Origin of the sequence: Winogradskyella litoriviva (assembly GCF_013249065.1) — a bacterium.
Lineage (GTDB): Bacteria > Bacteroidota > Bacteroidia > Flavobacteriales > Flavobacteriaceae > Winogradskyella > Winogradskyella litoriviva.
In genome coordinates, this window is sequence record NZ_JABRWQ010000001.1 from 455,622 (window position 1) to 476,868 (window position 21,247).

Annotated in this window: 18 protein-coding genes; 6 read left to right on the top strand and 12 right to left on the bottom strand. The window is 31.6% G+C overall.

The features are described from left to right. Positions 1-9 precede the first annotated feature (9 nt). The 9 genes from HNV10_RS01905 to uvrC form a co-directional block, all read right to left on the bottom strand. Positions 10-2,544: a TonB-dependent receptor gene (locus HNV10_RS01905; RefSeq protein WP_173299635.1), complete on the bottom strand. Its 2,535-nt coding sequence runs from the start codon at positions 2,542-2,544 to the stop codon at positions 10-12. A 160-nt stretch (positions 2,545-2,704) separates the two neighbouring features. Next, on the bottom strand, positions 2,705-4,351 hold the full coding sequence (gene pgi, locus HNV10_RS01910; RefSeq protein ID WP_173299636.1) for a glucose-6-phosphate isomerase: 1,647 nt from the start codon (positions 4,349-4,351) through the stop codon (positions 2,705-2,707). Next, the gene (locus HNV10_RS01915; protein WP_173299637.1) at positions 4,351-5,655 is read right to left on the bottom strand and encodes a M23 family metallopeptidase; all 1,305 of its coding nucleotides are present in this window, start codon (positions 5,653-5,655) and stop codon (positions 4,351-4,353) included. The genes pgi and HNV10_RS01915 overlap by 1 nt, the downstream gene beginning before the upstream one ends. 12 nt (positions 5,656-5,667) lie before the next feature. Continuing rightward, on the bottom strand, positions 5,668-6,600 hold the full coding sequence (locus tag HNV10_RS01920; RefSeq protein ID WP_173299638.1) for a tryptophan 2,3-dioxygenase family protein: 933 nt from the start codon (positions 6,598-6,600) through the stop codon (positions 5,668-5,670). Positions 6,601-6,612: 12 nt separating this feature from the next. After that, a complete protein-coding gene (locus tag HNV10_RS01925; protein ID WP_173299639.1) occupies positions 6,613-7,389 on the bottom strand; it encodes a DUF3108 domain-containing protein in 777 nt (258 codons plus the stop codon). 187 nt (positions 7,390-7,576) lie between these two features. Further along, entirely contained in the window at positions 7,577-8,737 is a 1,161-nt protein-coding gene (hppD, locus tag HNV10_RS01930; RefSeq protein WP_173300043.1) for a 4-hydroxyphenylpyruvate dioxygenase, read from the bottom strand. A 147-nt stretch (positions 8,738-8,884) separates the two neighbouring features. Further along, on the bottom strand, positions 8,885-10,048 hold the full coding sequence (locus HNV10_RS01935) for a homogentisate 1,2-dioxygenase (RefSeq protein WP_173299640.1): 1,164 nt from the start codon (positions 10,046-10,048) through the stop codon (positions 8,885-8,887). Positions 10,049-10,306: 258 nt separating this feature from the next. Beyond that, positions 10,307-12,544 carry a patatin-like phospholipase family protein gene (locus HNV10_RS01940; protein ID WP_173299641.1) on the bottom strand — a complete coding sequence of 746 codons (2,238 nt, stop codon included), beginning with the start codon at positions 12,542-12,544 and terminating at the stop codon, positions 10,307-10,309. Between the two features lie 58 nt (positions 12,545-12,602). Then, positions 12,603-14,396, bottom strand: a complete 1,794-nt coding sequence (gene uvrC / locus HNV10_RS01945) for an excinuclease ABC subunit UvrC (RefSeq protein ID WP_173299642.1) — start codon at positions 14,394-14,396, stop codon at positions 12,603-12,605. 88 nt (positions 14,397-14,484) lie between these two features. Here uvrC and HNV10_RS01950 point away from each other — a divergent pair, with 88 nt between their 5' ends. From HNV10_RS01950 to HNV10_RS01975, 6 genes are all read left to right on the top strand, one after another. Next, positions 14,485-14,907, top strand: a complete 423-nt coding sequence (locus tag HNV10_RS01950) for an ATP-dependent zinc protease family protein (RefSeq protein WP_173299643.1) — start codon at positions 14,485-14,487, stop codon at positions 14,905-14,907. Next, the gene (rimK, locus tag HNV10_RS01955) at positions 14,904-15,779 is read left to right on the top strand and encodes a 30S ribosomal protein S6--L-glutamate ligase (RefSeq protein WP_173299644.1); all 876 of its coding nucleotides are present in this window, start codon (positions 14,904-14,906) and stop codon (positions 15,777-15,779) included. Before HNV10_RS01950 ends, rimK begins: the two co-directional genes overlap by 4 nt. Positions 15,780-15,805: 26 nt before the next feature. Then, positions 15,806-16,774: a succinylglutamate desuccinylase/aspartoacylase family protein gene (locus tag HNV10_RS01960; protein WP_173299645.1), complete on the top strand. Its 969-nt coding sequence runs from the start codon at positions 15,806-15,808 to the stop codon at positions 16,772-16,774. Beyond that, positions 16,771-17,334, top strand: a complete 564-nt coding sequence (locus HNV10_RS01965) for a 5-formyltetrahydrofolate cyclo-ligase (RefSeq protein WP_173299646.1) — start codon at positions 16,771-16,773, stop codon at positions 17,332-17,334. Before HNV10_RS01960 ends, HNV10_RS01965 begins: the two co-directional genes overlap by 4 nt. 189 nt (positions 17,335-17,523) lie before the next feature. Continuing rightward, the gene (locus HNV10_RS01970) at positions 17,524-18,651 is read left to right on the top strand and encodes a sensor histidine kinase (protein WP_173299647.1); all 1,128 of its coding nucleotides are present in this window, start codon (positions 17,524-17,526) and stop codon (positions 18,649-18,651) included. A gap of 10 nt (positions 18,652-18,661) precedes the next feature. After that, a complete protein-coding gene (locus tag HNV10_RS01975; protein ID WP_173299648.1) occupies positions 18,662-19,072 on the top strand; it encodes a response regulator in 411 nt (136 codons plus the stop codon). Positions 19,073-19,075: 3 nt separating this feature from the next. Here HNV10_RS01975 and HNV10_RS01980 read toward each other — a convergent pair whose 3' ends face one another. Genes HNV10_RS01980 through HNV10_RS01990 form a run of 3 tightly spaced genes read right to left on the bottom strand, consistent with a single transcriptional unit; the run spans position 19,076 to position 21,245 of the window. Beyond that, positions 19,076-19,690: a lipoprotein signal peptidase gene (locus tag HNV10_RS01980; protein WP_173299649.1), complete on the bottom strand. Its 615-nt coding sequence runs from the start codon at positions 19,688-19,690 to the stop codon at positions 19,076-19,078. A 40-nt stretch (positions 19,691-19,730) separates the two neighbouring features. Further along, entirely contained in the window at positions 19,731-20,585 is an 855-nt protein-coding gene (locus HNV10_RS01985; protein ID WP_173299650.1) for a hypothetical protein, read from the bottom strand. Between the two features lie 6 nt (positions 20,586-20,591). Next, on the bottom strand, positions 20,592-21,245 hold the full coding sequence (locus tag HNV10_RS01990) for a DUF4097 family beta strand repeat-containing protein (protein ID WP_173299651.1): 654 nt from the start codon (positions 21,243-21,245) through the stop codon (positions 20,592-20,594). Positions 21,246-21,247 lie beyond the last annotated feature (2 nt).

The window sequence follows — 21,247 nt, forward strand, 5'->3', positions numbered from 1 at the left end:
CAATTTTTTTTAAAATTTAACTTTTAATCCAACACTATATGTTCTTCCAGGACCAAAATAAACTTGAGCTGTTGAAGCTGTTCCGTCTAAATCATTAGCATCAGAAACATATTCTGTATTGAAAGCATTATTTACTTTACCTATTAATGTAGCATTAAATGTACCCAATTCAAAACTGTGTCTTAAACCTACATCAAATAATCCAAAATCAGGAAGTTTCCAAACATCTGGTAAATCTAAACTACCTCTGTTAGTAACGTCGTAAGAAGAATAGTTATCACCAGCAAAGTTGTAATCTACGTAGATATTAGATTTGGCAGCTAATTTATAATCTACACCTAAAGCAAATGTTGTTTGTGCAACGTCACCTACTTTTAAATCCTCAGCATAAACTTCAACTACATCAACAACATCACCTGCTTGATCTCTAATATCTGCAGAGACATTGCTCTTCCATTGCCAATCTCCTAAAGAAGCCATACCTGTAACTGTTAATTTATCCGTTGCTCTATATCTAAAATCTATTTCAATACCTTGGTGCAATGCATCAATTCCTTGTAAGTTATAGAAAAACAAATCTTCACCTGTTCCAATTGAACCTCCTAATGATTTATCTAACCAATTAGTATAATAAATATTCACGTTAGCACTTAATTTTTCACCACGGAAACCGTATCCTAATTCTGCACTAAATACTTTTTCGTTTACAGCATCTTCATTAGGTATAATGCCATCTTCATCTAAAAATACATCATCTAAAAATGGTGCTTTAGAAAAATAACCAACATTAACAAAAACATTATTATTTCCATCAAGGTTATAGTTACCACCACCTTTAATACCGTAACCTGTAAAGTTTACAGCTTCAGATAATCTATCACCTGTGATAGTGTTATTCATAAATTCCTCTTGCTTGTAGTTACTGTTAGAAACGTCTGCAGCTACAAATAAGTTAACCGCTTCGTTTACTTGGTATTCTGCTTGACCAAAAAGACCATATCTTAAAACAATACCATCATAATCCTTATTATATCTATCACCAACTTTAAGAGGCTGACCAAAAGCAAAAGTATCAGTTTCATTATCTAAGAAAAATTGTCCTCCTAATAAATCATCTACTTGGTACCAGTGAGACCCAACATAATAACGACCATCTAAACCACCAGAAATGGTTAAGGCATCATTTACTTTATTCTTATAAGTAGATAATACACCATACCACTCATGAGAGTTTCTAGAAGAAGAAATAATATCTGTAGAACCATTTACTCCATTTGCTCTATTTTCTTCAATTACTTTGTCAAAATCTATTGGAGTTAACCCAGAAGACCCTATTCTATAATCATCTGATCCAATTTTAGAACCTTCATCTCTACGTCCACCACCAGAACCAAAAGAAGCGTATACTGCTGTTGATAATGCTGATTTTTCATTAATATTCCACAAATGATTTATAGACATTTGAGGCTTGTGATAAAAGTTATATGATTGATGATATACTTCACCATTTTTATAACCCCAATCTCTATTTGCTTTTAAAGGACCAGAATCTGTATCTTTTAATTCTGCAATAGTAGAACGGTTATAACGTTGACCGTGTTCTTGTTGTGCACCAAAAGCTGTAAATGACAATCTGTGCGCATCGTTTATTTGTTGAGATAAACTTAAAAAGTAATTGTATCCTGAAAATTCAGTACCATCAACATAACCATCACCATCAATTTTAGAGGCGCTTACTGTTGCTGCAAAACCTTTATCAGTTAAACCAGTAGAGTAAGTCATTCCGTATTTTAAATAACCATCATTAGCAATACTTGTAAGAATGTTTCCTCCTTGTTCTGCATCTGTAGTTTTTGTTATAATATTAATTGTACCACCAACAGATGCTACAGCTATTTTAGATGCTCCAAGACCTCTTTGTACTTGCATCGTAGAGGTTACATCTCCTAAACCAGCCCAGTTACTCCAATAAACAGCACCATTTTCCATGTCGTTAACAGGAACACCGTTAATCATTACAGCTACATTTTCTGAACTAAATCCTCTAAGATTAATTCTACTGTCACCATATCCACCACCTTGTCTTGTTGCATAAACACCAGGAGTTGATTTTAAAATTTCAGGAAATTCTTGTGTACCTAACTTAATAGCAATTTCTTCTGCTTTTATAGTTGAAACGGCAACAGGCGTTTTTCTATCTACAGCAACAGAAGCCACAATCATAATTTCGTCTAAACCTACATTGCTAGACATTAATTTAATTGTTCCTAAGTCTGTATCTCCATTAAAAGCAATAGTTTGAGATACAAAACCTACGTAAGAGATTATAACTTCTCCTGATTTTAAATCAGTTTTTAAAGTAAAATCACCATCAAAATTTGTAGTTGCACCATTGGTAGTTCCTTTTACTATAATATTAGCACCAGGAAGAGGCGAACTCATGTCACTATCAATAATTTTACCCGTAATAGTGGATTGGGCATACGCAAATGTTGTTAAACAGGTTAAAACAACAAAACATAAAACATGACTAAATTTTTTCATATAAAACTTCAGTTAATTGGTTTTTATTAGGTGCAAAATTAAACAATCTCATAGTTGTAATATTATGAAAATGTTAACAATTAAGCGAAGCGAAGTTAATTATAGAATTCCTAATTTTTATGCTTGCATAGTACTATTTATTAAAACTTTTTAACAATTTTTAACAATTGTCCTTGTAAAATGTTAATAAACTTTGAGTTGATGAATCATGATTAGATGAAGACACGTCTTCATTTAGCTCTTTTAATATAGATTTGGCTAATTGCTTTCCTAACTCTACACCAAATTGGTCATAACTGTAAATATTCCAAATAATACCTTGTACAAAAATCTTATGTTCATACATAGCTATTAGTTTTCCTAAACTTTCTGGAGACAACTTTTGAATTAATAAAGACGTAGTAGGTTTATTACCATCAAATACTTTGAAGGCTAAAAGTTGCTTTATTTCTTCTTCTGATGCTGACTGCCCTTGTAATTCTGATAAAACTTCAGATTCAGTTTTACCATTCATTAAAGCTTCAGTTTGTGCAAAATAATTAGACATCAATTTATTATGATGGTCTTTATTACCATATAAAGACTCCACATAACCAATAAAGTCAGTTGGAATTAGTTTTGTGCCTTGGTGAATTAATTGAAAAAAAGCATGTTGTGAGTTAGTACCAGGTTCTCCCCAAATTATAGTTCCTGTTTGGTAGTTTACCTTGTTTCCATCTCTATCAACGCTCTTACCATTACTTTCCATTATACCTTGTTGTAAATAAGTAGCAAACTGATTTAAGTATTGCGTATATGGAATAATGGCTTCACTTTCGGATTTAAAGAAGTTATTATACCAAACCGTTAATAATGCTGAAATAACCGGAATGTTTTCCTCAAAACCAGCAGTTTTAAAATGCATATCCATTTTATGCGCACCTTCCAAAAGACTATCAAAATGCTTATACCCAACAGCTAAACTAATAGAAAGGCCTACAGCACTCCAAAGTGAAAAACGACCACCAACCCAATCCTTCATTGGAAAAATATTAGCTTCATCTATTCCGAAGTTTTTAACGCTTTCAATATTTGTAGAAACTGCAACAAAATGATTAGCAACCGCTTCTTTTGGTTGTGATTTTAAAAACCAAGATCTAATAGAATTGGCATTAGACAGGGTTTCTTGTGTTGTAAATGTTTTTGAAACAATTACAAACAATGTAGTCTCTGGGTTTAATTTTTTTACAACTTCTTGATAATGATCACCATCTACATTGCTTACAAAATGTGTATTTAAATGATTCTTATAATATTGGAGAGAATCTACAACCATAGCTGGCCCTAAATCTGATCCACCAATACCTATATTAACCACATCTGTAATGGCCTTACCAGAATATCCTTTATGAGTACCACTAACAACAGAATCTGTAAAATCTTCTATCTTCTTCTTTACCTCATGCACCTCAGGAATAACATTTTCACCATCTACAAAAACTTCCGCAGTTTTTGGCGCTCTTAAAGCTGTATGTAAAACAGCTCTTCCCTCAGTAGCATTAATTACATCACCTTCAAAATATTTTGAAATTGCATTTTTCAAATCTAATTCATTTGCTAATTCAATTAACAAATCAATAGTTTCTTTAGTAATTCTGTTCTTAGAAAAATCAACATAAAAATCTTCCCACCTTAAGGTTAATTCATTTGCTCTATTAGCATCAGAATTAAACATATCTTTTAAATGTTGAGGTTTAATAGTTTCAAAATGCGCTTGTAATTTTTTCCAAGCTTCTGTTGTCGTTGGGTTAGCTGATTTTAATGCCATTATTGTATATCTGTAGTTATTGTATTTTCTTTTATTATCGGTTCTGCTTCTAAGAAAAAGATGTCATCTAATCTTTGTTTTACAGGTTTAATATATTCTAAGTATTTTACTTTTAAACTATCTGAAATTGGTTTGGCCTCTGGGAGTTTTTGCTTAAAAGGGTCAACTTGTCTTCCGTTTTTCCAAAACCTATAACAAACGTGAGGACCTCCTGTATTTCCTGTCATACCAATATAACCAATAACATCACCTTGTTTAACAAACTGTCCTTTTTTTACAGCCTGTCTACTCATATGAAGATACTGTGTAGAATAGGTGTCATTGTGTCTGATTTTTACGTATTTTCCATTTCCACCACGTCTTGTAGATTCCACAACCGTTCCGCTTGCTGTTGCCATTATTGGTGTGCCAATTGGTGCGGCAAAATCTGTTCCCTTATGTGGTCTTACTCTATTTCCGTAATATGCAATCCGTCTTTTTAAATTATATCTTGAAGAAATTCTACTAAACTGAACAGGTGCTTTTAAAAATGCACGTCTTAAATTTTTTGCGTCCTCATTAAAATAATCTATAATTCCTTTTTCTGGATCTGTTTCAAACTCAAAAGCATATAAAGAATCTCCGTTATGTTCAAAATATGCGGCTTTTACATTTTTAATACCTGCATAAATTGTATCATCTATGTATTTATCTGTATAAATAACTTTAAATCTGTCACCTTTTTGAAGTCGTCTAAAATCAATGGTCCAAGCATAGATCTCATCTGCCATTTTATACGCTAACTTTTGACTCAATCCCTTTTCTTCTAGAGTTGAAGATATACTACTCTCTATGATACCTGTCGCTGTTTTTTCAACATAAGTAACGGGTTTTTTACTCTTATACGCCTGAATGGAATCTCTAAAGTCAATAACAACATAATCCTCTAAGTTATTTTGATAAATAAATGTTGTTGGTTTCTGAATGCTATCCTTTAGATTTTTTTTAGCATAAAGTAAAGTATATGGTTTACCTACTTGAAGTTTTCTGATATCAAACGTATCTTTTGCTTTTTCAGCAATTTGAAAAATATCAGGATATCCAATATTATTACGTTCTAAAATAACGCCAAACGTATCACCACTCTTAATGGTGTCTCGTTTAAATTCATAGTTTTTACGATCAAACCCAAATTCTAAGATTTTTTCTTCTTCAACTATTTCAGCAAGTTCTTTATTGTATTCTATTTCTGCTGAATTATCTTCCTTACAAGCAAAAAGACTTATAGCAATTACTACTATTACGGTTAATGGTTTTAACTGCATTAATTAAGCTAATTATAAATTATTTCCCCAATTTTCAATTTCGTCTGCACTCCACAATTCCGGAAAGAAAATACGTTTCTGGTATTTTGGATGCATGTATTTTTTCCAATCACTTCCACCAGTAGCTTCTCCATCACCAATACCACTATCAATATAATGTTTAGCAGCATTGTAATGAGCCATTACCCAAGAAACATTTACTGTATAATCGTAATGCTTCATAGCATTTATAAGCTCTTCGTTTTTTTGGTCTTTTGCCGGAAGTTCTTTAAAACGCGTCCAAAGATTCTTAGTATTATAGGTTTTCATAAACCTTAAAAACTCATCTTTATAACGTTTTTCAAAGTTAACTAAAAGCGTTGATTTTTTTCCTGTTTTATGATCTTTTCCTGCGGCTTGCCAATATAAATGTTCAAACGCATGTGTAAAAGGTGTATCTCGATCTATATCTTTTCTAAATCTATAGTCTATAAGATTAATCAATTCAGTAGACGCAAATTCTATTAGCCTGTATTGTGCACTTTGAAAACCACTTGCAGGTGTTAGTGTATATCTAAATTTCATATACTGCTCAACTTCCATGCCTTCCCTCATAATATTAAATGATGTGGATAACATATCGAAATAGCGACTAATACGCATAAGTTTACTTTCAAAAAAACCAACATCTAGATTTTCTTTTTCTGCTACTTGAGAAATTTCCCATAATATCATTTTAAAAATCAACTCGTTAATTTGATGATAGGCAATAAACACCATCTCGTCTGGCAAAGTAGTACGTTGAATCTGTAGATTTAATAACGCATCTGTTTGTATATAATCCCAATAAGTAATCGGCTTGCTATAAAGCAAGCCGTATAAATGATCGTCTGTATCTTGATCTATTTTTGTGTACTTCTTTTGAAGTTCTTTTATTATATCATCGTAATTAGCCTGTTCTGCCATATACTAAAAATCTTAATATTTTATTTGAAAGGAGTGTTTTAAGCCTTTAAATGCAACAAGTTCTGCGCGTAAAGAACCAACGGCTAAATCTGCTTGAATTTTTAAAGGAATTTTATTTTTATCAGCACTTACCCATAATGTTAAACTTTCTTCTTCTTTAAAAACACGTCCAGCCATTACATAAGGTCTAAATTTCATGGTCTTTACCTTACCAAAATCGGTTTTTATAGTTTCTTCACCCAAATATTTAAGTTTAAAACCGTAGTTTTCTTCATCAAAAAACATGTTTGTTTTAATCTCATCACCTTTTTTTAAGGATGCAACATCTATTCTGTTTCTTAGATGATAATACATAGAAACCATATCCTGTACATCTCGTTCGGTGGTTACAGTAGTGACTTTTTTCTTCTTTTTATTAAAGACCTCAGCCTTTCTTCTCTCATGATCAAATTTAATTTCGATGTCTTTGGTATGACCACCTTCATCTATTTTTCTAATAAATCTGTATGGCTTACCCGTTTTTTTATCAAAATAACTTTCGTAGCGATCTTTTACTTTAAAAAACCATTTAATGGCGCCTGTTGTCCAACCCTTACCTACAACATGGAATACTTCTTTTCCATCTAATTTAGACTCTTTAAGCGTTAATGTTGCATTTCCGGCTTTTAAAAACCCACTATAACTCATTTCAAATTTAAACCACTCGCCATCCTGAAAAGCATGCTCTTTTTCAACACTAGTGGTTTGAATTCCTGTAAAAAATAATATGAAAGTAAATAAATGTTTCATGTGTTTATGTCTAAGGATTTTTGATACTTACATGTTATTTGTTTTATAAAGTTCTAAGTTATAAAACTTTTAACACACTTATTTCAAATTTCCAGTTTGTAAATATAATTAATGTAACGCATTTTTATTGTTACATTTATCTTAAATACAATTACTATTCCAAACCCCAAAAAACATCAAAATTCACTTAAAGTGTCCCTCTTTTGGCTTGCTCACGCTCAATGGATTCAAATAAGGCTTTAAAATTACCTGCACCAAATCCGCGTGCTCCCATTCTTTGTATTATTTCAAAAAACAAGGTTGGTCTGTCTTCTACTGGTTTTGTAAATATTTGAAGTAAGTAGCCTTCTTCATCTGCATCAATCATAATTCCCAATCCTTTTAAAGTTTCTATATCTTCCCTTAAAGCATGACTATGCTCTTCTAAACGACCTGGTACAGCTCTGTAATATTCTTCTGGTGGTGTAGATAAAAACTCAACACCTCTAGATTTTAACTGTGAAACCGTTGAGATAATATCATCTGTTGCAACGGCAATATGTTGCACACCAGAACCTTCATAGAAATCTAGATACTCTTCAATTTGAGAACGCTTTTTACCTTCTGCTGGCTCGTTAATTGGAAATTTAATTCGGCCATTTCCATTACTCATCACCTTACTCATTAATGCTGAATACTCTGTATGAATCTGCTTGTCATCAAAAGACAAGAAATTCACAAAGCCCATAACATCTTCATACCATTTTACCCAAGTGTTCATTTCTCCCCAACCTACATTACCTACCATATGGTCTATATATTTTAGACCTGCTGGTTCTGGATTGTAATCACTCTTCCACTCTACAAAACCTGGCATAAAGGTTCCTGTATAGTTTTTGCGCTCTACAAACATATGTACAGTTTCTCCATAAGTGTAAATTCCTGCTCTTACCACTTCACCAAACTCATCTTTTTCAACCGTTGGCTCCATGTATGATTTTGCTCCTCTTTTTGTAGTTTCTTCGTAAGATTTACGTGCATCTTCTACCCAAAGGGCAACAACTTTAACGCCATCTCCATGTTTTACGATATGATTGTTGATTTCAGATTTACTATTTAATGGTGTTGTTAGCACTAAACGTATTTTATCTTGCTTTAAAACATAGCTTACTGAATCCGTAGAACCTGTCTCTAAGCCTTTATAGGCATACGACTGAAAACCAAATGCCGTTTTATAAAAGTGAGCAGATTGCTTGGCATTACCAACATAAAATTCTACATAATCCGTACCTAAAAGCGGTAAAAAATCTTGTGCACCTTCAAATATTTTTTCTAAACCGTAGTTTACTGATTTTATTTCTTTCATAATTAAAAGCCCCTTCTAACTTCCCAAAAAGGGGAAGAACTCTCACTGTTGGGCAACTGAGTCTGTATTAATAATTAAATAAATTTTCTTTATGTACTTCCTGTCTCTAAAATACATTATCGCATCACTCATTCCTTCCTTCTGGGAAAGCTAGGATAGGCTTAACCAAGATTTATAATAATCCTCATCTGCAATTTTCATAGCTTCTTCTGTGACTTGTAATGGCTTAAACGTATCTACCATTACAGCCAATTCATCTGTTTTTACCTTACCAATACTGCGCTCCATTGCTCCAGGATGTGGACCATGAGGAATACCTGCTGGATGCAACGAAATATGACCTGCAGCTATATCGTTTCTGCTCATAAAATCGCCATCTACGTAATACAATACCTCATCACTATCTATATTACTATGGTTGTATGGTGCTGGCACAGCTAATGGATGATAATCATATAACCTTGGCACAAAACTACACACTACAAAAGCATCAGTCTCAAAGGTTTGATGCACAGGTGGTGGTTGATGTACTCGACCTGTTATAGGTTCAAAATCGTGAATTGAAAAGGCATATGGATAATTATAACCGTCGTAACCTACAACATCAAAAGGATGTGAGGCATAGACCATATCAAAAATATCACCTTGTTTTTTTATTTTAATTAAAAATTCGCCAGATTCATTATACGTTTCTAGCTCTTGTGGCTGACGTAAATCGCGCTCACAAAATGGCGAATGTTCTAACAACTGACCAAACCAGTTTCGGTAGCGTTTTGGTGTATAAATAGGTCTGCGAGATTCTACAATAAAAAGTCGGTTGTCTTCTGTGTCAAAATCGAGTTTATAAATGACACCTCTTGGTATTAAAAGATAATCGCCATATTTAAAATCTAAGTTTCCTAAGTGTGTTCTTAATTTCCCAGTGCCTTTATGAATAAAAATTAGCTCGTCTGCATCTGTGTTTTTATAAAAATAATCTTTTGTGGATTCTTTTGGTGCAGCCAATATAATATGACAATCACTGTTAGTGAGTACAATTTTTCTACTCTCTAAATAATCGTTCTCTGGCTTTGTTTTAAAACCATGTAAACGATACGATTGCATATTGTTTACCTTCGCAATTTTAGGTGCAACACTATATTGTTTAATTATGTCTTTTACTTGTGTTGGTCGTTGCTCGTGGTAACTGTTGGTAGACATACCGTCAAAACCAATGGTGCCAAATAATTGCTCGTAATAAAAATCGCCATTTGGTTTTTTAAACTGCGTGTGGCGTTTTGGTGGAATTTTCCCTAATTTATGATAGAATGGCATTTGCTTTTTGTTTAAAGTTCAAAATTCAAAATATTGTTAACTAAAGTAATTTGCAGTTCACTATAGTCTACATCTAAAGATACAAAATTTGTAGAGATTCCTGTCTTAACAGGAATTAAGTGCGCTATTCTGGATTCCTCTTAATAAGGAAGTGTAAGTGAAGTTTTATGTTTTGCCAGAATGGTTTCATGTTCTACAAATATCGAAAAATTATTTGAGATACTGAAACACCTTTAGAATTGCAGAAACTTGCTTTTTCTAAAACCAAAATCCAAGATTAAAATACCAATAACTATTTCCTGTATCTGGCGAATAAGAAAATTTACCTTCTAAAGGTCCAATAAATGTCTCTAAAGAATAGCCAAGCGCATAACCTGTATAATCTGGTGATGAGAAAAATTGACCAGATTCAAAAAGACCATCATCAATATTAGCAAAATTAGCAGCACCAAGGAAATGATGTCCTTTATGAAACTCATAATCTAAAGTAAATGTAGACTTTACAAAACTATTACCAATAATTGAGATAAAATCATAGCCATAAAATGAATAAAAATTATTTATAAAATTTGCACCATAACCACCAAATGCAAAATCTAAGGTAGTTGTAGATTTACTTCCTATTTTAAATCCTCCGTTAACTTCTGTTTTTAATGCTAATTTATCATTAAAACTAAATGCATACCCTAAGTCTGCTTTAGCAATAGAAAAGCTTTTAAAATTAGTGTTAAAACCTGAAGCATTTAAATATAAATGAAAATCGCCATTGACATAAAATCCACTTTTAGGGAAATGAGCATTATCATAATCATCGTAAATTAAATTTCCATAGACGCTAAAGTAATCTGTATTCTCAAAAGTTATTTCATCGGCTTGTTCGTCTTCTATAATAGTTTCAGACGTAATTTTAAAGCGTCTATATTCGCCACCTAATCGTAATGCAAAATCCTTCTGAAAAATGGTTTGCAGATACACCTGGTTAGTAAAATCTGCTACTTCTGCATCTAATTTATTTAATCCTACTAATAAAGGAGATGTTTCTTCTAGCGCTAAAAACGGACTTATACTTTTATTAAAATGATTATAGCGAGATTTTAGACCTAAACTTATATAATATCCTTTATCAATAAAATAATCGAAATTATATCTAGAATTATCGCCTAAAATGATATCTAACGAAGCAATATCGTTATTTAACAGCAGCTTCTTTTTTGTTAAGTTAGCGAGGATAGCACTTTTATATAGTTCATCAAAATGAATTCCTAATCTTAAAAATGTAGATGTCTCAGATTCGGTTACTTTGCCAGAAAGATTATACTCCGTATTATTCTCTGTTGGTGTTAATTGGTATCTAAAGGTATCAAAATTATTTGTTGCTATTAAACTATTTATACCTTGTTTAAAATCTGAATAACTTATTTTTTCCGCTCCTTTTAATTTTAATTTACCTAACAAATAAGATCTGGTATAACGATCGTTTCCTTTAATGCTTATTTTATTAATCTTAAGACTATCTAATACCGCAATCTTATTATGTTTTGTGGTATTTAATTGTTTATTTTTTACCGCTAACAATTCCGAAAGTTTTACTCTTGCTGCGGCTTCTCCATTAGATATAATATTGTTTCCTTCATCAAATGAAATTACTGAATAATTAGTAATATCTGGCTTAACATAGATATCTGTTAATTCCGTCTTACTTTTCATAGCATTAATAGTCCTGAAATTACTAATCTGAAAAAGAATATCTGGAGCAGACTTAAGTGTCTCTCTATCTTTTAAAGCATCTTGTACGTCTACACCTATTATAATATCCATACCTTTTGCTCGCAATTCTTCAACAGGAAAATTATTAGTAACACCACCATCAACAAGAATTCTATTTCCTATTACCACAGGCTGAAACAAAGAAGGCAAAGCAGCACTTGCAGTGACTGCCTCTGCTAATTTACCTTTTTCTAGAATTAAGGATTCTCCACTTTCTATATCTGTAGCAATACAAAAAAATGGGATTGGTAATTTACCAAAATCACTTATATGATTAATAGGAAGCATCAAATGATAAAGTAAGTTATATACATTTTGCCCTCTAGAAAGTGCCGACGGCAAACTGACTCTAAAATTATCAAACGGTAACGTTACAGCATACTTGTCTGCATTTTCTCTCTCATAAAAAGATTTTGAACCTCTAGGGAATGCATCATTTATTAACTCATCGAAATTTTGAGCTTCAAACATTGTTTCTAACTGCTTGCCTGAGTATCCAGAAGCATATAAAGATCCAATAATTGCTCCCATACTTGTACCAGCAATATAATCTACCTTTAAACCCAAACTATCTATAACCTTTAACACACCAATATGCGCAAAACCTTTAGCTCCGCCTCCACTAAGTACTAAGCCTACTTTTGGTTGCTTTTTTGCAATAGAATCTTGAGCCTGTATTGGAAAAACAGCTAGTAGTAACAGTAAAATTATGAAGTATTTTATTTTCATGTGGTTTAGCTATACTTACTAAGTTCTTTATACTTAGTAAAAAATCCATCTTTTTAGATTATTCTTTGTGATAATAATTATAGACTTTATTGGCTCTTGAAACACCAACAACAGCTTCAAGTTCATCTAACTTCGCATTAGCAATTCGTTTTACGGTTTTAAATTGCTTCATTAAATCTACAATGGTCTGCTCTCCAACACCAGATATATTTTCTAACTCTGTAGTTAGTGCACTTTTGCTCCTTCTATTTCTATGATGCTCAATTCCAAATCGATGTGCCTCATTTCTTAATTGTTGTATTATTTTAAGTGTTTCACTCTTCTTATCTAAATATAATGGAATTGGATCATCTGGATAGAATAATTCTTCTAATCGTTTTGCTATACCAATAATAGCGATTTTTTGGCGTAATCCTAAGATATCTAAGCTTTTTAACGCTGATGATAATTGCCCTTTTCCTCCATCAATAATTATAAGTTGCGGCAATGCCTCATCTTCCTCTAATAATCGTTTGTAACGTCTGTAAACCACTTCTTCCATTGAAGCAAAATCATCAGGCCCTTCAACTGTTTTAATATTAAAATGGCGATAGTCTTTTTTACTCGGTTTTCCGTTTTTAAAAACCACACATGCTGCCACAGGATTTGTGCCCTGAATATTAGAATTATCAAAACACTCTATATGCCTTGGCTCTTTAGACAAACGTAAATCGGCTTTCATCTGTGCCATAATTCTATTAGCATGTCTGTCTGGATCTACAATTTTTATCTGTTTCAGCTTATCCATTCTAAAATACTTAGCATTTCTAATAGATAAGTCTAAGATACTTTTTTTATCGCCAAGTTTAGGAACTGTTACCTTTAGGTCACTTCCCAAATTTACCTGAAAAGGCACATAAATTTCTTTTGAACGCGAATTAAATCGTTGCCTAATTTCTGTAATGGCCAACTCTAATAGATCTGAATCTGATTCTTGTAATTTTTTCTTTAATTCTAACGTATGTGACCTTATTATTGAACCATAACTAAGTTGTAAAAAATTAACATATGCATAAGTTTCATCGCTTACAATAGAAAACACATCGACATTGCTAATCTTAGGATTTACTATGGTAGATTTAGCTTGGTAGTTTTCTAAAACCTCTAATTTTTCTTTTATTTTTTGAGCATCTTCAAACTGCATAGCTTCTGCATAATGCTTCATTTGAATTTTAAATTGTTGTAAAGAATCTTTAAAGTTTCCTTTCAAAATTTCTCTTATAGTAATAATATTTGCATCATATTCTTCTTCCGTTTCATAACCTTCACAAGCACCTTTGCAGTTTCCTAAATGATATTCTAAGCAAACTTTATACTTGCCTGCTTCAATTTTAGACTCAGACAAATCGTAATTACACGTCCTTAATTGATATAAACCTTTTATTAAACCCAAAAGTGTTTTTACGGTTTTCATGCTTGTATATGGCCCAAAATATTCTGATCCATCTTTTATAACTCGTCTTGTTGGAAATACTCTCGGAAACCGTTCTCTTTTAATACAAATCCAAGGGTAAGATTTATCATCTTTTAATAAAACATTGTACTTTGGTCTATACTTTTTTATTAGATTATTTTCAAGTAACAGCGCGTCACTTTCTGTTTCAACTACAATATGCTTTACCGAAGCTATATTTTTTACTAAAACGCGAGTTTTTCCATAATCGTGATGTTTGTTAAAATAACTGCTTACACGCTTTTTTAGGTCTTTGGCTTTACCTACATATATTATTCGCTCATCTGCATCAAAATATTGATATACACCTGGTTGATGAGGCAATGTTTTTATCTGTATTTCTAAGGGAGATTCTGGCATATAACCAAAGGTAAATAAAAGTTATAAATTTAAAGTTACAAGTATTTAAAGTTATCATATCTTGCGCCTCTTTTTAAATATTTAACTTATGACAAAAAAAGTATTGGGACGTGTAGACAAGGTCGATTTTCCGGAATTACAGCTTAGTAATATTGACGTTAAAATAGATACTGGTGCATTCACTTCTGCTATACATTGCTCTAAAATTAGAGAAACAGATGGCAAACTGTATTGTATTTTTGAAAGTAAAGGTCATCCTAACTTTAAAAGCGACGAGGTCGTTTTTAACACCTATACTTATACTGATGTAAAAAGTAGTAATGGCCATAGAGAAAACCGTTACAAAATTAAAACAACTGCGGTATTCTTTGGAAAAACATATAAGATTAACTTAACTTTAAGCACTAGAGAAGACATGAGGTTCCCTGTATTAATAGGTCGCCAATTTTTAAAAAACAAATTTATTGTTGATGTTGATCTAGAAAACCAATCCTTTAAACAAACTAAATGAACATAGTAATTCTCTCTAGAAATCCTGAACTATATTCAACAAGGCGACTTGTAGAAGAGGCAGAAAAAAGAGGTCATTCGGTAGAAATAATTGACCCTTTAAAATGTGACATCATTATAGAAAAGGAAAAACCAACTATATATTACAGAGATCGTTATTTAGATTATGTTGATGCTGTAATCCCCAGAATTGGCGCTTCTGTTACATTTTACGGCTGTGCTGTTGTACGGCAATTTGAAGAAATGGGTGTGTTTACCATCGCCTCATCGGATGCAATTTTAAGGTCTAGAGATAAACTAAAAAGTCTTCAACGCCTTAGTAAGGCAGGAATTGGAATGCCAAAAACAGTTTTCACTAATTACTCTAGAGATGTAGAAGAAGTTATTGAGCATGTTGGAGGAACACCTGTTATTATAAAACTATTAGAAGGCACACAAGGATTAGGTGTAGTATTGGCAGAAAGTAAAAATGCTGCGGAATCTGTTTTAGAAGCCTTTAATGGATTACAAGCTAGAGTAATTGTACAAGAATTTATTAAAGAAGCCAAAGGAGCCGATTTAAGAGCTTTAGTGGTAGATGGCCAAGTGGTTGGAGCCATGAAACGTCAGGGAAAAGAAGGAGAATTTCGTTCTAATCTACATCGAGGTGGTTCGGCTAATATTATTAAATTAGATGTAGACGAACTAAAATTAGCCATGAATGCCGCTAAGGTTTTAAAGCTACCCGTTTGTGGTGTCGATATGTTACAGTCTGAACGAGGTCCTTTACTTTTAGAAGTTAATTCTACACCAGGTCTAGAGGGCATTGAAGGAGCAACACAAAAAAATATAGCTAGAGCGATAATAACTTTTATTGAGCGTAGTAAAAAATAATAGCCATTTTACAGCAGTACTTTTCTATGAGTGAAAAAGATATTCTACATATATTAGGTAAAGAAGTAGCATTGGGAGAGAGTGCTCAGGTTAGTTTTAACGTAGCAAAACTACATACACAGAATACTATTGATGTTCCTGTGATTATTGAACGCTCTAAAAAACCTGGCCCAACCGTTTTAATGACAGCTGGTATACATGGCGATGAGGTTAATGGCGTAGAAATTGTACGACAAATTATTGCAAAAGGCATTAACAAACCTAAACGAGGTACTATTATTTGTGTTCCTGTTATTAATGTATTTGGATTTTTAAATATGAATCGCGAATTTCCAGATGGACGTGATCTAAATAGAGTCTTTCCAGGTATTAAAGGTGGATCATTAGCGAGCAGAGTTGCATTTAAATTAGTTACCGAAATTTTACCACATGCAGATTTGGTTTTAGATTTTCATACAGGTGGTGCGGATCGATTTAACGCCTCTCAAATTAGAATCATTAAAAAAGAAAAAACATTAGACGAATTAGCTCGAGTTTTTGGAGCTCCTTTTGTTTACTACTCTAAAAACCTTAATAAATCCTTTAGAAATACGTGCCATAAATTAGGGATTCCTATTCTTTTATTTGAAGGCGGAAAATCATTTCACATAGACAATACAGTAACAAATACAGCTGTAAATGGAACCAAACGTGTGCTACATCACCTCCAAATGTTAAACAGAAAATTCAAAGTTTCAGAACCTAAAAAATCTTGTGTTTATATCGAAGATAGTAAATGGATTAGAGCTAAATACTCAGGTATGTTTAAAGCTACTGTTCATATAAATGCCGAAGTAAAAAAAGGCGATGATTTAGGTAATATTACAGATCCTTATGGTAGTTTTAATCATTTTGTAAAAGCACCAAATGATGGTTATGTTTTTAACATAAATGAATCACCAATTATTTACCAAGGCGATGCTATTTTTCATATTTCTACAAAAGTAAAATCGTGACTAAGAAAGAATTAAGAAAGACATACAAAACATTGAGGCAATCCCTTAGTAAAACTCAAATCGATGACTATAGTATTGCAATAGCCAATCAATTACTATCACTTAATATTTGGGATAAAAATTTCTACCACGTTTTCTTAACTATTGAAGAACAAAACGAAATCAATACAGATTATATCTTAAATATTTTAGCAGGAAAAGATAAAAATATCGTCATTTCTAAAAGTAATTTTAAAGACTACTCTATGACGCATTTTTTACTAACTGACAATACACCAATTAAAAAAAACTGCTATAACATTCCTGAACCAATTGATGGAATAGAAATTAAATCCTCTCAATTAGAAGTTATATTTATTCCGCTTTTAGCTTTTGATACATCCGGAAATAGAATAGGTTATGGCAAAGGCTTTTACGACCGTTTTTTAGCAGAATGCAAACCTGAATCATTAAAAATTGGATTATCTTTTTTTGAACCCGAGGATACCGTTATTGAGGCTTCAGAAGATGATATTAAACTAGATTATTGTGTGACTCCCAATTGTATATTTCAGTTTTAATAACTTAGAATTACTTCAAAAAGCATCATGATTTTTTAAGAAGTTGGGTATTAAACCATAAAATGAAGAATAAACTTTAGTATTTCATCGATTAAGGGCATAAAAAACAGATAAAACGTATTATTTTTATATATTGCATGCGCAAGTATTCTAATATCACCCAAAATCTAAGTTGTAACTAACAATAGTATGACGGAAACCAACCTTAAAAGGCAATTTAAACCTAATAAAGAATTAGACAAACATATTTTTCATTATCAAGAGTCAGCCTCAATGACCTCTACAGGTAGTTGGTTTATAGATCTAGAAAATAAAAAAAGTTATTGGGATGATATTGCTAAAAAAATACTAGAATACCCTTCAGATTTTGTTCCTTCATTAAAAATGGCAATGACATTATATGCAGAAGAACATCATGAGTATATTGCTAATATTTTTTCTGAATGCGCTGTATCTGGAATTGCTTTTGATACAGAAGTATTAATGTTAACCTCTAAAAACAGAAAATTTTGGGCCAGAGCGATAGGCAAACCTGTTTATAACACCAATAAAGAAATTATTGGCGTACGTGGTATTTTTCAAGATATAGATGATATTATACAGAAGGAAATTAATTTAGAAAAAGCATCAGAAATTGTAGCCTCGCAAAATTCTAGATTATTCAATTTTGCACATATTGTCTCTCACAACTTAAGATCTCATTCTAGCAATTTAACTTTAATTGTTCAACTTATAAACGATTTAGAAAGTGTAGAAGAAAAATTAGAATTATTAGATAATATTAAAGACGTATCAGAAAGCCTAAATACTACTATAGAGCATTTAAATGAAGTGGTTAGTATACAAACCAATTCTAATCAGCTTAAAGTAAAAGTAGATTTTACTGATACGCTAGATCAAGTTACTACGTCTATAAACCAAATTCTTCAAAATAAAAATGTTACCATAAATTCAGATTTTAGTAAAGCAAAATTTATTAAATATATTCCTGCGTATTTAGATAGTATTTTTTTAAATTTAATCACTAATGCTATTAAATACAAACACAAAGACCGAGACCCAATAATTAATATCAGTACCTCTAAAGACTATAAAAACCATAATCGCGTAGTTTTAAAAATCTCTGATAACGGCTCTGGTATAGACATGGAAAAATTTGGAGATAAAGTTTTTGGTATGTATAAAACATTTCATTATAATGCAGATGCAAGAGGTATTGGTTTGTTTATAACAAAAAACCAAATAGAATCTTTAAATGGAGAAATACACGTAGAAAGCGAACCTGATATTGGCACTACGTTCATAATAAAATTCTAATTAATATAATATGAAGAAAAAAATAAAACTAGCCTGTATTATAGATGATGATAAAATCTATGTTAATTTGGTGAGAAAAATAATAGAGACTAAAAAACTCTGTGACCACCTTCTCATTTTTAAAGACGGTAAAGAAGGTATAGATTATTTTGAAACATTATTACAAAATTTTGAAAGAGAACATCTTCCTGAGGTTATTTTACTAGACCTTAATATGCCAGTAATGGATGGTTGGGAATTTTTAGAACGATTTACAAAAATTAAGAATAAATTTAATAGCCCAATAACACTCTACGTGGTTAGTTCTTCTATAAATTCTATTGATATTGAAAAGGCAAAATCTTTATCTTCTGTACAAAACTACCTTATAAAACCTGTAAAGATTGATGAATTAGAAGCTGTGTTTAATCAAACAGCTTAACAGTTAATTAAATGCCTTCTTATTAAAGACTATTAAAATTCCAATACCAGTACTAATAGCAACATCTGCTACGTTAAAAACAGGGTCAAAAAACGAAAACATTTTACCACCTATTAATGGTAACCATTCAGGCAATGCACCTCTCCACAGCGGAAAATGCAACATGTCTACTACATTACCATGAAAAACCTTTTCATAACCACCACCTTCTGGTAAAAATGTAGCTACTTGCATTACACTATCACTAAACAACACTCCATAAACTACAGAATCTATAATATTACCTAAAGCACCTGCAAATATTATAGAAATAGCAAATATTAAAGTTTTAGATTTTTGCTTTTTTATAACATCTAGCAACCAAAAGGCAATGCCAGTTACAGCTACAATTCTAAATAAGGTTAAAATCAATTTTGCAGAACGATCAGAAATTAAGGTTGTAAAATCACTCAGTTTTGTTCCCCAAGCCATGCCGTCATTTTCTATAAATGCAATATGAAACCAAGAAAAAACAGTAACATCTTCACCTAACTGAAAATGGGTTTTAATGTAAATTTTACTGATTTGATCAATCAATAGAATTAAAACGATGAGAATTGAGGCTTTTTTTAAGGACATCTAAAAAATTTGAAAAACAAAAATAGGATTATATTTAGAACTAGTGTAACGTGCCACCAAAATAACCAGCTTCTTGCTCAAGGAAATTATTATAATACGTTTCTATAGGTTCTGATTCTATAATATAAAGTGGTCTTAATAATAAGTAATGATATTCTGTATAGAGGTGTTCATTTATCCAATTAACTGTCTTATTTTTTATAGACCATTGTGCCAAAGGTTTATTAATGTAAGTATTAAAAACAGAAAAATCATTAGATTGATATAAGTGAATTACTTCGTGAGTTATTAATTTAAAATCATTTATATAAGGAGAGTAAACAACAATATTTCCAGGAAAAGCTACACCTCTAGAATTGGTTTCTGTGAATCTATCTGTATTACTTGAAAATATAAATTCACCCGTTTTTAATGTTTTTTCCAATTCAAATTTTGTTTGTAACGCTATGCCAATTGTATAAGTAAATGCTACAGGCATCAATTTATATTTTACAGAGAACTCATCCTTTGTATTAAATTCTAATCTACTAAATCCAATATTTAAATGCCATCTGTCGTAAAAATCTTTATTTAATGCAGCATTTTCTTTAATAGAAGTACCTGCAGCATTAACCAATTTTGCCATCCAAAAATATTCCCACTGTTCTTGTCTTCTTGCTTCTCTCAACAATCGTTTACTCTCAAAAGTAATATAACCTCCTAAAGCACCTTGCCATAGCGATTTTTTAATCACTTTACCTAAAGGCTCATCTGGAGATTTATTAATTATTGCTCGTACAGTACCAAATACAGCGCCAAAACCTACATTGTACAAAGCGGCTTCGGTATCGTTGGCTTGAGCATTTGTTGAGAAACTTATTAGTATTAATAAAAGAGTTAATATTAAGTTTCTCATATATAATTAGCTATTTATTACTCTAATATCACCATGAATTGATGTCAATGTCCAAACAGAAGTTGTATTAGAAAATTCATCTAGTTCTATTTCTCCATGATTAGAATTTGCTTCAATTGTAGCGCTATTAGTAATAACGTAAATGTTTCCATCTAACGTATTTACGGTTGCTGTTTTAACTTTTCCTTTTATATTGAATTGACCTCTCAATAACTCAATGTCTAGCGCATTAAAAGTTCCTATTAAATTAACTGAACCAATATCGCTAGAAACATTTAAATTTAGTTGCTCTGGGATTTCAATATGCAAGGTTGCAGCTATGACTTTATGAACATTTCGTTTATCATCTGGTATGTCTTCTAAAGATACCTGCTCTAAACTTAAATTTAATGTAGAATCTTCTTCTTGTACCACGATTTGAAAATCATTTTGATACGCTCCATCTAAAGTTGAAGTCAACTTAATTTTATCTGTTTTTGAAGTAGACACAGAAATATTGAAAATCTCATTTCCATTAATTGAAATGGACTTAATACCATCTGCTTGTATATTCTTTTCTAAAATATTCTGAGCATCAATAGTTAGCGGACTCAAAATAACAAGCACAAAAAAAGCCATGAAATTAAAATTCCATGGCTTTATAGTTTCTTTATTATTCAAAA